Origin of the sequence: Halobacillus sp. A5 (assembly GCF_024189315.1) — a bacterium.
In the GTDB taxonomy this organism is placed as follows: Bacteria; Bacillota; Bacilli; order Bacillales; family Halobacillaceae; genus Halobacillus_A.
The window spans coordinates 398,282-412,078 of record NZ_JAIZEO010000003.1 but is presented as its reverse complement, the minus strand read 5'-3'; the positions used below and the strand labels follow the sequence as shown (position 1 = coordinate 412,078).

At 39.7% G+C, this 13,797-nt stretch carries 12 protein-coding genes; 4 read left to right on the top strand and 8 right to left on the bottom strand.

Annotated features, from left to right (window positions below; genetic code table 11):
• The 6 genes from LF822_RS13815 to LF822_RS13790 all read right to left on the bottom strand — a co-directional run bounded on the left by LF822_RS13815 (position 1) and on the right by LF822_RS13790 (position 6,076).
• The gene (locus LF822_RS13815; protein WP_253924651.1) at positions 1-1,032 is read right to left on the bottom strand and encodes a Gfo/Idh/MocA family protein; all 1,032 of its coding nucleotides are present in this window, start codon (positions 1,030-1,032) and stop codon (positions 1-3) included.
• A 22-nt stretch (positions 1,033-1,054) separates the two neighbouring features.
• Positions 1,055-1,774 (bottom strand): ThuA domain-containing protein, encoded by a 720-nt coding sequence (locus LF822_RS13810; RefSeq protein ID WP_253924650.1) that lies wholly within the window; start codon positions 1,772-1,774, stop codon positions 1,055-1,057.
• 21 nt (positions 1,775-1,795) lie between these two features.
• Positions 1,796-2,854 carry a LacI family DNA-binding transcriptional regulator gene (locus LF822_RS13805; RefSeq protein ID WP_253924649.1) on the bottom strand — a complete coding sequence of 353 codons (1,059 nt, stop codon included), beginning with the start codon at positions 2,852-2,854 and terminating at the stop codon, positions 1,796-1,798.
• A 22-nt stretch (positions 2,855-2,876) separates the two neighbouring features.
• On the bottom strand, positions 2,877-3,701 hold the full coding sequence (locus tag LF822_RS13800) for a carbohydrate ABC transporter permease (protein ID WP_253924648.1): 825 nt from the start codon (positions 3,699-3,701) through the stop codon (positions 2,877-2,879).
• Positions 3,701-4,561 (bottom strand): carbohydrate ABC transporter permease, encoded by an 861-nt coding sequence (locus LF822_RS13795; protein WP_253924647.1) that lies wholly within the window; start codon positions 4,559-4,561, stop codon positions 3,701-3,703. Before LF822_RS13795 ends, LF822_RS13800 begins: the two co-directional genes overlap by 1 nt.
• A 210-nt stretch (positions 4,562-4,771) precedes the next feature.
• Entirely contained in the window at positions 4,772-6,076 is a 1,305-nt protein-coding gene (locus LF822_RS13790) for an ABC transporter substrate-binding protein (RefSeq protein ID WP_253924646.1), read from the bottom strand.
• Between the two features lie 512 nt (positions 6,077-6,588).
• Here LF822_RS13790 and LF822_RS13785 point away from each other — a divergent pair.
• Positions 6,589-7,338, top strand: a complete 750-nt coding sequence (locus LF822_RS13785; protein WP_253924645.1) for a sugar phosphate isomerase/epimerase family protein — start codon at positions 6,589-6,591, stop codon at positions 7,336-7,338.
• Between the two features lie 224 nt (positions 7,339-7,562).
• On the opposite strand, the gene LF822_RS13780 is transcribed toward LF822_RS13785, so the two are convergent.
• A complete protein-coding gene (locus tag LF822_RS13780) occupies positions 7,563-9,140 on the bottom strand; it encodes a glycosyltransferase (RefSeq protein ID WP_253924644.1) in 1,578 nt (525 codons plus the stop codon).
• Positions 9,141-9,358: 218 nt separating this feature from the next.
• Between LF822_RS13780 and LF822_RS13775 the strand changes: the two genes are divergently transcribed.
• Complete coding sequence (locus LF822_RS13775; RefSeq protein ID WP_253924643.1) at positions 9,359-10,411, top strand: hypothetical protein; 1,053 nt, start codon at positions 9,359-9,361, stop codon at positions 10,409-10,411.
• Between the two features lie 24 nt (positions 10,412-10,435).
• Here the strand turns inward: LF822_RS13775 and LF822_RS13770 are convergent, their stop codons facing one another.
• Positions 10,436-11,290 (bottom strand): MurR/RpiR family transcriptional regulator, encoded by an 855-nt coding sequence (locus LF822_RS13770; protein WP_253924642.1) that lies wholly within the window; start codon positions 11,288-11,290, stop codon positions 10,436-10,438.
• 139 nt (positions 11,291-11,429) lie between these two features.
• Between LF822_RS13770 and gnd the strand changes: the two genes are divergently transcribed.
• Both gnd and LF822_RS13760 read left to right on the top strand, forming a co-directional pair.
• Complete coding sequence (gene gnd, locus LF822_RS13765) at positions 11,430-12,326, top strand: phosphogluconate dehydrogenase (NAD(+)-dependent, decarboxylating) (protein WP_253924641.1); 897 nt, start codon at positions 11,430-11,432, stop codon at positions 12,324-12,326.
• A 75-nt stretch (positions 12,327-12,401) separates the two neighbouring features.
• Complete coding sequence (locus LF822_RS13760; protein ID WP_253924640.1) at positions 12,402-13,757, top strand: GntP family permease; 1,356 nt, start codon at positions 12,402-12,404, stop codon at positions 13,755-13,757.
• Positions 13,758-13,797 lie beyond the last annotated feature (40 nt).

Sequence of the window (13,797 nt, the reverse complement as noted above, 5' to 3'; positions counted from 1 at the left end):
TCACTTCACTAACTTTGTAATTTTACGTGTTTCTCCTGATTCCAGAGCAGCCAGGATCACTTCTAAGGAGCGCTTTCCTTCTTCTCCATCAATTAACGGCTTCTGATCGTTAACAATGCATTCAACGAAATGGTCAATCACTCCTGTGTTGGTTTGGCCGCCTTCATCATTAGACTGGATTTGACCAAGCTCGTATCTCACAACTTCACCATTGGTGTATTGTGCAATTAAGGAATAATCAGGATCTTCCTCTAAGCGGAGAGTTCCTTTTTCCCCGTATATAACCGTGGAGTTATCTTCAGCAGAATTGTAGGCCCAGCTGGCAGTCAATGTACCGACTACACCACTTTCTGAACGAAGAATACAAACAGCATTATCATCAACAGAAATTCCTGCTTTCGCATTGTTTTCAACAAAGCCGGCAACATCGACAAACTCTTCTCCCAGAATGTGGCGAAGAAGGTCAGCCTTATGTACTCCAAGATCTCCCATTGCTCCGATAAAGGCTTCTTCTTTCTTAAAAAACCAGCTGTCTTTCCCATCAGCACTCCAACCCTCAGGACCACCATGTCCAAATGTAGTACGGAAGCTGTAGACCTTGCCAATTTCTCCATCAGCAATCAGCCTGCGTGCCCTCTCGTGGGAGGAAACAAAGCGCTGGTTGTGCGCGATCATTAATTTTCTGCCATTTTGTTCGGCGGCTTCAATCATTTGCTCAGCTTCTTCACGTGAGGTTGCCATAGGCTTTTCGCACAGTACATTTGCTCCAGCATTTAAGGCAGCAATTGAAACTGGTGCATGTAAATAGTTTGGCAGACATACGCTTACTGCATCAATTTCCTCCTTATTCAGAAGATCTTCATAATCTGTATAGGACTTCGCTCCGAAGGCTTCAGCTGTTACCATCGCTCTTTCCTCTAAAATATCGCAAACTGCGGTAATATCTACGTCCTCATTAGCTTCATATTCTAGTAAATGACGATTTTGAGCGATACTTCCACAGCCGATCACTGCAATTTTAAGTTTTGACATGTTCAATTCCCCCTCCTATTGATTACTTCTCTGAGATTTTCTCTAATGGCTGGGCATTTCCGTAGACGTTCTTTGGGGTACCTTCATTATTAACCCATTTTACACCGTTCTGGATTACTTTTTGTACGTCCTCGTGGTAATACGTAGGGTACGTTTCGTGTCCCGGGCGGAAGTAGAAAATTTTCCCGCGGCCGCGCTTAAACGTGGCCCCACTTCTGAAAACCTCTCCTCCTTCGAACCAGCTGACGAAAACAAGTTCATCCGGCGCCGGGATATCAAAGTGTTCCCCGTACATTTCTTCTTTTTCTATATCAATATATTCTCCCAGACCTTCTGTAATTGGGTGAGTTGGGTCAACTACCCAGATTCGTTCTTTATCATCGGCTTCACGCCACTTAAGATCACAGGTTGTACCCATCAGCTTCTTAAATACTTTTGAAAAATGTGCTGAATGTAAGACTACTAATCCCATGCCATCAAGAACACGCTGTTTCACTTTCTCTGCAACTTCTTCTGATACTTCTTCATGGGCTTTATGTCCCCACCAGACTAAAACATCTGTATCGTAAAGTACTTCATCGGTAAGTCCATGTTCCTCTTCATCCAGAGTAGCTGTGCGGACAACATGCTCTTTCCCTTCAAGAAATTCTGCAATTGCTCCGTGAATTCCTTCAGGATAGATATCAGCTACTACTTGGTTCTCTTTTTCATGTCTAAATTCATTCCAAACTGTAATATTCATTATAAACGCCCCTTCACATCTTTAATTTACATCTAACTGAGGTTCTATCATTGGTTGGATAGAAATGCAAGAATCTCTTTCAATAATAGTTGTTGGAATAATTACTCCCCTTTTAACCTTAGAAGGATCGTGGAGTATATCAATTAAACCCGATGATGCTTCAAAACCAAGCTGGTATGGGTTTGTATCTACTGTCGTTAAAGGCGGGTTGGCCAGTTTAGCAATCATTGTATTATTAAACCCGATAATACTCACGTCTTGGGGAATTCTTATATTTTCTTCTTGAAGTGCAGACATAACAGTCAATCCATTATAATCATCCGTTATTACTAATCCAGTAGGAGGCTTGCTTAAACTAAGTAATGCTTTTACCAGCTTCTTTCCATTTTCTACTGTATCGTTTAAATCAATGCTCTTAATTGAATGATCTTTTACTTCAATTCCATGCTGCTCTGCAGCCAGTTTAAAGCCTTTTAATCGATCCCTTGTTACTTCAAACTTTAAATCTCCACCGATAAACCCAAGTTCTCTGTGTCCCCGGTCAATTAAATAATTTGTAGCGTCACGGCTTGCTTCGATATTATCATTATCCACATACATAAACTTATTGGCCCCATATAAGGGCTTACCAACTACGACAAAAGGAAAATTGTGTTCCATCAGATATGGAACTACTTTGTCATCTTCTTTAGAATAAAGGACAATAATTCCATCAACGCGCTTACCCTGCACCATTTTAATCACATCTTGAAATATGGATTCCTCAGATTCACCGGTGGTTAAGTTCAAACTGTATTCATTGGCGTGACAAGATTCACTTATCCCTTTTAGTATCTCTGAAAAGAAAGGATTTTCAAATGAATGAGTAGCCGAGTCCTTCATAACGATGCCTATAGTTTGTGTAGACTGTCTCACAAGCACTCGGCCATTTATATTTAAATGATACCCCATCTCATCCATGATTTTCCGAACTCTTTTTTTCGTATCTTCGCTAATTCTAGGGCTGTCAGATATTACTCGGGATACAGTGGATGGTGCCACATTCGCTCGTTTAGCAACATCTTTAATTGTGACAGACATAAACATCCACTCCTTAGTTTAATTATTTTACAGCGCCTTCAGAGACACCTGCAATAATTTGCTTTTGTGCGAAGAAATAGCCGATGATTACCGGTATGATTGCAATTGTCAAACCAGCAAGAGCAAGGTGCCACTGCTTCGTATACTGTCCAAAGAAAAAGAACATTTTCAATGGTATGGTAGCATTCGACTCACTTAATACCAGTGAAGGCAGTAAGTAATCATTCCAAATCCAAATAACATTTAAAATACCAACTGTAACTGAGATCGGCTTTAACAACGGGAATACAATAAACCAGAACAATTGGAATCGACTTGCGCCATCAATAATGGCTGCCTCATCCATAGATTTAGATACCCCTGTCATCGCCCCGTGGTATAAGAAGATCGACAAGCTGCAGCCAAACCCTAAGTACATAAAGATCAACCCGCCTGCGTTCAGCATATCTGCCTGCCCGAATAATGCAACTAGAGGAATCATAACCGACTGGAATGGAATAAGCATGGCCGCAACGAAAATGAAAAACATCGTGCCGCTGAGCTTACTTTTGTTACGTGCCAGTGCGTAGCCTGCCATTGAAGAAAAGATAATAATAATGGCAACACTTAAAGTGGTGATCAGGGTAGAATTAAACAATGATTTAAGAAACTCCAGGTCAATAAATGCTTCAATAAAGTTCTCAGTAATCCATTCTTCCGGCAGACCAAGTACCCCTGTAAATATATCCCGCTTCGTTTTAAATGCGTTCACAATCATTAAATAGAATGGAGCAATCCATAGTAAACCTAAAACAAGTCCTAACACTTCGATTGAGATTAAATTTCTTTTTTCATTGTTCTTTTTCATTACATCTCAACCTCCCGCTTCTTGTTGTAATACACTTGAGTTAATGCAACAACAGATACAATTAAGAAGAAAATAACAGCCTTTGCCTGAGCGTATGCCATGTCATTATCAGAAAATGCCGTGTTTACGATTTCCATAGCGACCATCTGCGTCTGATTAGCTGGACCGCCATTGGTGAGTGAAAGGTTCTGATCATAAATCTTAAAGGACATGGACAATGTAAGAAACATACTGATTGTAAATGCCGGAGCCACAAGTGGGAACGTAATGTTTTTAAATCGTTGGAACCCATTCGCGCCATCAATTTTAGCTGCTTCTATCAAGTCTTTAGGAATATTCTCCAAGTAAGCAATATAAATGATCATAATATATCCTGCCATCTGCCAGCATGTAAGAATAACTATACCCCAGAATCCTGTATCTGCTGTAGAGAGCCATCCATTAAATCCTTCAATGCCTGTTAAGTCGCCGATGTCACCAAATACACTAATAAAAATAAACTGCCAGATGAATCCTAAGATCAAACCACCGATTAAGTTCGGCATAAAGAAGACCGTTCTTAACAAGTTACTGGATTTTAAGTTTCTTGTTACGATTAATGCCAGACCAAGTCCAAATACATTCAATAGAACGACGGCCACGAAAGCAAACTTGGTTGTAAACCAAATAGAATTCATAAATTCTTTTTCTTGAAACAGATTGATGTAATTCTCAAAACCTAAAAATTCAGTTGCCGTAATTCCATTCCAATCAGTAAACGAGTATATGAACCCGTAAATAAATGGGATGACCACTACAACACCTAATCCTAAAATAACCGGCGTCAGAAATAACCAAAAGGCAAGACTTTTATTACTCATTACGACTGTCCTCCAATGCTGATTCCGTTAACTTCCTTATGTAAAAAGTTAAGGTGAATTGTTATGAAATCGATTTCAGAAAAAGAATGAAAGGTGAAAATCTATTCTATTAGGCTGTCTAATCTCTTAAACACCCTAATAGAAAAGATATTCAATTATTGACCCTCCGGGAGCAGAAGACTGCCCCCGGTGATCATCATTCTAAACAACTTATTGTCTAGCGTCTTCCCAGCCTTCACGTGCTTGTTCTTCTACCTGCTCCCACTCAATGTCTCCGCCAAGGTATTCCTGCATAGCAGATCCTAAATGGTCTTCAGTCCATGAAGTCGGCGCCCCCATGAATACCCATCCAAGTGTTTCTTCAGCAGATGCATATTCGTATACTTCTTCAGAAATCGGGTCAGCAATGTCCTGATCTTCATATCCTTCATAAGCTGGAATAAACTTAAATTCTTCTGTTACAAACTTCTTACCTTCATCTGACATGTACATCCAGTCTAAGAAATCTTTACTGGCTTCAATTACTTCTTCGTCAGATTCATTATTGACAGCCCAGTTATTTGATACGCCTACAGGAAGCTTACCTTCCTGTCCTTCTACTGGAATCGGTAGAAGTCCGACATTTTCTTCTGCAAATTCTGGATCCATAGATTCAATCGTATTATAAACCCAGTTCCCCTGCTGAATCATAGCTACATTACCTAGTGAGAAGTGCTCTTCAACCTGCTGAGAGTAATCGAGGCTCAGTACAGGTCCTACAGAATAGTCGGCCTGCAGGTCTAAGAAACGCTGCATTTGATCTCCCTGCTCGAATTCTACTGTATCTGCTTCATAAGCTTCTGAAAGACTATTATCAAATTCAGTAGCCAGGAACGTGTTGGCTAAGTGATTACCAAGCACCCACTGCTCTTTTGCAGGCAGGGCAAATGGTGCTTCAATACCAAGGTCATCCTTCTGCTCATCTATCGTCTGTGCCGCTTCTTCTAAGTCATCCATCGATTCAATAGACTCTGCGTCAACTCCCGCATCTTCAAACACTTGTTTGTTATAAAGAAGACCGTATCCTTCCTGATTGAATGGAAGTCCGAGAATTTCTCCATCACGATCTACTGCGGATAAAGTACCTTCAAGAGCAGCATCTGCTGCTTCTGTATCAGACAAGTCTGTTAAATAATCTTCATATTCATCCACATCAGCCGGTCCGCCTACGTTAAATACGTCAGGATCCTCGCCTGAGGAGAAAGCTGTTTTCAGAGCTTGTCCATAATCATTACCGCCACCGACTGTTTTAACGTTAATATTCACATCTGGATTTTCTTCTTCATACATCTCTACCAATTCTTCAAACTGATCCTTAAATTCTACTTTAAACTGAAAAACATCAACTGTAACCTGGTCTTCAGAACCTCCGTCACCACTGGAATCAGAATCACCTGAAGAAAAGGAACATCCCGCTAGTACTGTTGAAGCAAGCAGAGCTGAAGCCATTCCTGTATAAAATTTTTTCTTCTGCATGTAACACACTCCCCTAATAAATTATCTAACAAATGAATGCGCTTCCACTATTCACGTAAAAAAAGGTTCCTGCCGTTGGTTGATAGAACGATAGCCGGAAACGTATGCTGATTTATGCGCACTCGTTTGCATCAGTTATGTAGCAAATGCTGCGCAAGACTATGAATACGCTTAACAGCTATTGTTTAAAAGAATGATTGCGGTTCCGTGAATACGTTTGCACAAATTCATTATCTAAACTATACCATGGTGATTTTAAAAAAACAACATGAATTTTCAGATAAATTTTTCTAAGAAACATAGATACGATCATCCATTTTTAACCATAAGAACTTGAAACCCCATGCTGACAATACTTCTATGGCAAACGTTTTCACAAGTTACGGAGTTAAAACTCTATTATTCTCAAAAAAATTTATTTTTACTATGCGGAAAGTTTGGTTTTTTGGAAGCGTTTTTGTAAAATTTAAGTATCTGCTAAATCCTAAATTTATAGAAATGAGGGAGATCATTTGAGATCCATACCTGTGGCTGTACAATTGTATACACTTCGAGAGGAAACTGAAAAAGATTTTGAAGGTACATTGAGAAAAGTAGCTGAATTTGGGTTTGATGGTGTAGAGTTTGCCGGTCTTGGTGAATATACAGCCAGTGAAATGAAAAAGTTACTTGATGAGATAGGATTAAAGGCAGCCTCCAGTCATGTTCCGCTTGAACAAATTAAAAACAATTTAACTCAAGTTATTGAAGTACAGAAAACGCTCGGAAGCAAATACATCGTCTGCCCTTATTTTGAACCTGAAAAGGAAAACGACTATTACGAGTTAATCGAAGTTTTAAAGAAAGCTGGGGAGATGTGTCGTTTAGAAGGAATTAAGCTTTGTTATCACAACCATGATTTTGAACTTGAAACACTCTCAAACAATCTTACTGCTTTAGAGAATATCTTAGAAAACACAGATCCATTAGACGTTAAAGCTGAATTTGATGTTTATTGGCTTAAAAAAGCAGGAGAAGAGCCGGCTGAGTGGATTAAACGTTTCAAGGATAGAACTCCTCTCCTCCACCTTAAAGACATGACTAAGGATGAGGAGCGTTTCTTTGCAGAGTTAGGAACAGGCGGAGTCGATATTGAAGCTGTCTTAGCGCTTGGAGACGAAGCAAATGTCCAATGGTGGGTTGTCGAACAGGACGAAAGCCGTAAAACACCTTTAGAAAGCTTAGAAATCAGTATGAATTATTTGAATTCTAAATTGAGTTAGAAACATGAAGTTGAAAAATGCTCCTGATAGACGATTAATGGGTAAGGGCAGGGAAAACCCGTCAGCTTTCCGAGGAAGCTCTAGGCGGCACCCTCGGAAAGTGAAGTATTTGACGGAGCGATAGTTAAAATCATTTCTCAGCATATAAATAATCCGAACTGAATTCAATAGAATCGTTCGGATTATTTGATGCTTAATTCAATATTGTTCCAGCCTCTTTCGGTTTATTTACGGCTGCGTTTTTTATATTCTTCTACGCTCGCAATGGAAGTTAAAAACTTATCTTTATACCTTTCTTTGCTGAACTGGTCACTTATGAATTCAGCACCTTTTCTACCCATTTCTTTCGTTCTCTCCGGGTTATTAAATAATTCAATCATACCCTCAGCCAATTCATCAATATTCCGGTCTTCTACTAATTTACCAGTTACATCATGCTGAATTAAATCACTTGGTCCATAACGTACATCATAGCTGATAACAGGAGTTTGGTTGGCTGTGCTTTCAAGAACTGACAAAGCAAATCCTTCACTTTTTGAAGTCAGTACAGAAAACAGTCCACGCTGGTACACCTCATCAGGTTTATGCGTATACCCTTTCACAGCTGCATTTTCTAAAAGACCTTGATCTTCTACTAAATTCTTCAGCTTCTCTTCTTCTGTGCCGGTCCCCCATATTTCTAGCCGGGCGTCTGGAATAGAGTTTATTACTTTTTTAAACGCTTTAATGACATGATCAATACGCTTTAAGGTAGATAAGCGGCTGACCACTACTGCTAACTTAGGATCGCGTTCTGTTTTAGGCAGAAATTTCTTCTTCAAACTACCTTCTTCCTTACACTCATGATAGTGAGGAATTGTATGAAAAAACTCTTCTCTCCCAAAACGTCGAATTAGGTCCTGTCTTTGCTGTTCTGTTAACACAAAAGCCCCATCGTAATTGTCGAGATTTTTAATTCCTGCTTCAACTTTTGATGTAATCTCACCATTCTCATCAAAAGGGTACTTCACATGACTGCTGTGAAGACGCCAAATTTTTATTGCATACTCTCCTGGGATTCCAGCCAGCACTTCATCTGTACTGCGCGTATCTGATATAACTACGGGGTCTTTATACTTTGAAAGAATGCCGGTAATCCAGTCGACTTTAAACCTTGTGGAATCTTCCCTATAAATCTTCGTTACTTCATTCTTCTTTGGATTAAACTTGTTTACTCTCAGCACAGCATCATTTTTTGGATCTATCCATTCTGACAAATAAGCTTCGCCTCTTTGATTATAATACACTTTTTGTCTAGGCTTATTTTTATTATAATCCATAAAAACCACTCTTTTTAAATTACCCTTAGGATCGTAATCTTCCCGTTTTGTGCGATATCTGTTCTCATTGAAATAATCTATAAAATTAAGATGGTCCTCTTCGTCATAGTCAATGTATTTCTTATATATACCATTATCATAAATACGGTAAGCATTTTTTCCTTTACGCTTATTAATTGTACCGCCGCCGGCTAATTCTTTAAGCGTTTTTTTCTTAAGACTCTTCCGGCTTGGATTTGCTTCCATATTGCCATCAAGCTCTTCATACTGATTAATAATGGTTACGTTAGGATGGATTTTACCCATTTCAATTAATGATTTTCTAATATTAGGGTAGTTAAGGTTGAAGTTAAAAGTAACCATATACACTTCAAAACCCATTTCCGCAAAGGTTGAAGCTTGTTTTAATGAGGCCTTTGTTAAACCTCCTCTTACTAAATCTATTGAGTTCATTAAGAAAAATATAGGCTGATGTTTTTCCATTCTCTCACCTGCTCCGACTGGTTTATATTATTTTGTAGAATGATTACTAGTATATTCGTGGTTCGACAAATTTTTATGTGGACACCACCTTCACAATTCCCAGAAAAAAATGTAATAAACTAGTCCTTATGTAGGATTTTGAAGTTAATTGTTTAAAAGCAGGCTTTCACCCACCCACTCTTCTTCACATACCCTGTGAATAAAGGGGCGTGAAAGGTATGAAAGGTGAACAAATCCATTATTTTGCAGGGGACCATACCGCTAAAGGATTCTATCCTTTTTATTTATCAAATTTCCAAGGACTTAACCACGTGGTGAGATGGAAAAGAGGTGCACTTATAAATGATAACGACCCACTTATGAAGGTGGCTGAGGATTGGAGGAACAAAGGATTTGAAACAGAAATGATCCATTGTTCAACAAATGTCAATGCACTGGATGGTTTAATCCTGCCGGAATTAAAGATTGGTGTTTACGCAGGCCATCACCATATAAGAGGATTCGGCAAAGCAACCGAAAGTTTCATTACTAGTTCTCTTTATTCTGAATTTGACCAAAAAATAAATACTTATAAAAATAAAATAAAAGAATCCTGGCATCAGGCTCATGAAGCTTTCAAAATCGGTTTAGATATTCATGACGATCTCGAGATGATTTATATTACCAATATGGACTTTAACAGAGCCGATCAAGTGTCGGAAGACTTTATTAACCATCTCGGGCTTACGGTCTCGCCGTCTGCTTCTCCGGGAGCTGCTAAACACCGTTTCTTTGGTGCTTCCACCCCTGAAGGAGTAATTGATTATATTCCTAATTTAACAGAAAAGCTCGAGCGCCGTTTTTTTATAAAAGGTAGAGCAGGTACGGGAAAATCAACATTTCTAAAAAAAATAGCCAGTGAAGCAGAGAGTAAAGGACACAACGTTGAAATTTACCATTGTGGGTTTGATCCTGAAAGCATAGATATGGTGGTTATCCGGGAACTTGGCATATGTGTCTTCGATAGTACAGATCCACACGAATATTTTCCTGAACGAGAAGGAGATTTTATTATCGACCTGTATGCGGAGACAGTTACGGCAGGGACAGATGAAAAATTCGCAGAAGAGATTGCCGAATTGACGACCGGATATAAATCATTTATGAAAAAAGGCATTACTTATCTGAAGCAGGCAAAATATCTCAACAACGAAGGCTGTGATCTTCTGAAGGCTTCAGACGACAGCAAAATAAGTGATGCAATTAATCAAGAAATTCTGCATCATATGTAAAGCGGGGTTATAATCCCCGCTTTTTTATAATCTTTTTAGAGACATAGCTTCTCTCATATCCTCTAATGATCGTTTTCCTTGCTCCTGCTTCGCCATCATAACATTCGTATATAAAGCATCAATAATACTCAATTGAGCAATCCGGGAAGAAAAAGCTTCTGAACGGAAGTCCGTTTCTTCCGACACCGTATATAGAGATATGTCCGCTTCTTTCGTCAATGGTGATTTGGCGAAATTTGTAATAGCTATTGTTTTTACTCCTTTGTCTTGAAGAACCCGAAGAACATCAAGCGAATCCTTGGTGGTGCCCGAGTGTGAAATAATCACAGCCACATCTTCTTTTAGTGACTGTGAGGCTGACATCAGCTGCATATGAGAATCGAGCTGCGTACTGACCGACAGCCCTGTTCGAATAAATTTGTGATACCCGTCCAGCGCTACTACAGCTGAGCCCCCGCACCCATAAAACTCAATATTTCTTGCTTCAAGCAAAGTTTGTACAGCCTGCTCTATAGCTTGTCCATCAAGAATCTGCAGCGTACTTTCAAGCGTTTTACTATTTGAATGAAATACTTTCTCCGAAACCGTAGTAACACTATCACCATCATTAATTTCCTCATGAATATCTTTGATAGGTGTAACGATTTCGGCTGCCAATGCGATCTTAAGTGCTTGATATCCCTTAAAACCTACCCGTTTACAAAGACGAAAAACAGTAGATTCAGCTACATCCAGCTCATCCGCCACCTGATTAATCGTATGGTGTATGATCGTTTCAGGATTCTCAAGGATATAGTCTGCAATTTTCTTCTCTTTATCACTAAACTTTGAATAACTGCTTCTAATTCTTGCCAGCCCGTGCTGTGTCTCTCTCTCCATCATGCGACCCCCTACTTATGTTTCATGATTCCATTATATAAGAAAAAAATATTTTTTAAATGTCTTGCTTATGAAAAAATTTTTGATATAATCGCATTTAGATGAAAAAATATTCTTTTTATTAAAGGAGGTTATACATATGAAGATTGGTATGGTGGGGCTAGGGAAAATGGGCCTTAACTTAACGTTAAACCTGCTTGACCATGATCATGAAGTGGTTGGGTATGATACGGATTTAACGATTCAAAATGAAGTAAATCATGAAAAATTTTTTTACCGTAGTTCTTTAGAACAGCTGGTGACTGAGCTTCCTTCTCCAAAAGTGGTATGGGTTATGGTCCCTGCTGGTGAAATTACAGAAAAAGTTTTGAATACCCTTTCTGAATTATTAGATCCGGGCGACATGATAATCGATGGAGGAAACTCCAATTACAAAGAAACACTGATCCGTGCTGAGAAATTGGGTGAGCAGGGAATTTACTTATTTGACTGCGGAACAAGCGGCGGTACTGATGGAGCTCGAAGTGGTGCATGTACTATGATTGGCGGGCACCCTGACAAATTTAAACATATCGAACCTGTTTTTGAAGACGTTTGCATAGAAAATGGTTATCTTTACACAGGAAAACCCGGCAGTGGTCACTTTTTGAAAATGGTGCACAACGGGATTGAATATGGAATGATGCAGGCGATTGGAGAAGGGTTTGACATCCTTCATAAGAGTGACTTTGATTATGATTATGAAAAGGTTGCCAAAGTGTGGAACCACGGCTCCGTGGTCAGGTCATGGCTGATGGAATTGATGGAACAAGCTTTTTCAAAGGATGGGAATCTTGATGAACTTAAGGGCGTCATGAACTCATCTGGTGAAGGTAAATGGACGGTGGAGACAGCACTCGACCTACAATCATCAGCACCTATTATCGCTTTGTCCTTAATGATGCGCTATCGTTCGCAGGAAGATGATACATTCTCAGGCAAAGTTGTTGCAGCATTAAGGAATGAATTTGGCGGACATGCCGTTGTAAAACAATAAATTAAGCTGGAGGATTCTAGCTTTTTTTAATAACGCTTCTGAAAGCGTTTAACTAGATTAGAAGGAGGAATTTATATGTCTGATATATCATTAATATTTATAGCTATGGCTGGCATTTTTCTATTATTATTTTTAGTCATTCGAACAAAGCTTCACGCGTTTGTCGCGCTGCTACTCGTTAGTTTGATCGTCGGGATTGTGGCTGGTATGCCTCTCGGAAATGTAATTGAATCAATGGAAGAAGGAATGGGAAGCACGCTCGGCTTCGTCGCTGTTGTAGTCGGGTTAGGAGCTATGTTTGGTAAGCTGCTTGAGGTTTCAGGCGGAGCTGAACGACTGGCTCAGACGCTGATCGCTAAATTTGGTGAGGACAAAGCACAGTGGGCACTTGGTATCACTGGTTTCCTCGTTGCCATCCCTGTATTCTTCGACGTTGGTTTTATTATTTTAGTGCCGATTGTGTATGGACTAGCTAAAAAAGCCGGTAAATCCGTATTGTACTATGGTATCCCGCTTCTAGCGGGTCTTGCGGTTACTCATAGCTTCATCCCTCCTACCCCCGGCCCTATAGCCGTTGCTGATTTAGTAGGAGCAGACCTGGGATGGGTTATTCTGTTCGGTGTACTTGCCGGTATCCCTTCTATGATTTTGGCAGGACCCGTTTTCGGAAGATATATTGCCTCTAAGATTCATGTCAATGTACCCGAATACATGGAAATCAGTGAAGATGAAAAACAGAAGGAATATGAAAAAGATCTCCCTGGTTTCGGGTTGATTGCAACATTAATCGTGATTCCACTTGTACTTATTCTCGTTAATACAGTTTCTGAATTATTGCTGGATGATGGGAACTTATTCCGCAGTATTGCCACGTTCCTTGGTCACCCGTTTGTAGCATTAACAATCGCAACACTTTTAACTTTTACATTATTAGGTACAAAACGCGGTTATACGAGAGATGAAGTTCAGGAGATTGCCACTAAAGCGCTGGAACCTGCAGGTATCATCATACTGGTAACAGGAGCCGGCGGTGTGTTCAAACAGGTATTAGTAGATTCAGGAGTCGGTGATGTACTTGGAGAAATGATGCTTCAATCCGCCCTTCCTCCTGTACTTTTAGCTTTTGTCATTTCAACAGCTGTCCGGTTAGCTCAAGGTTCAGCTACGGTTGCTATGGTTACAGCAGCAGGACTTGTTTCACCGCTGATTGAGACGCTTGGGTTAGAAGGTCCGGTTCTTGGGCTCGTCGTTATCTCAATCGCTGCAGGTGCCACAGTATTCTCTCATGTTAACGACTCTGGGTTCTGGCTTGTAAACCGTTACTTCGGGCTGGATGTAAAAGACACGTTAAAATCATGGACAGTAATGGAAACAATAATTGGTTTCGTAGGATTTCTCGTCGTATTCGTCATAAGCTTGTTTATATCGTAAACTAATAGTTAACCATGAAAAAAGGGATAGCCTTGTGTCT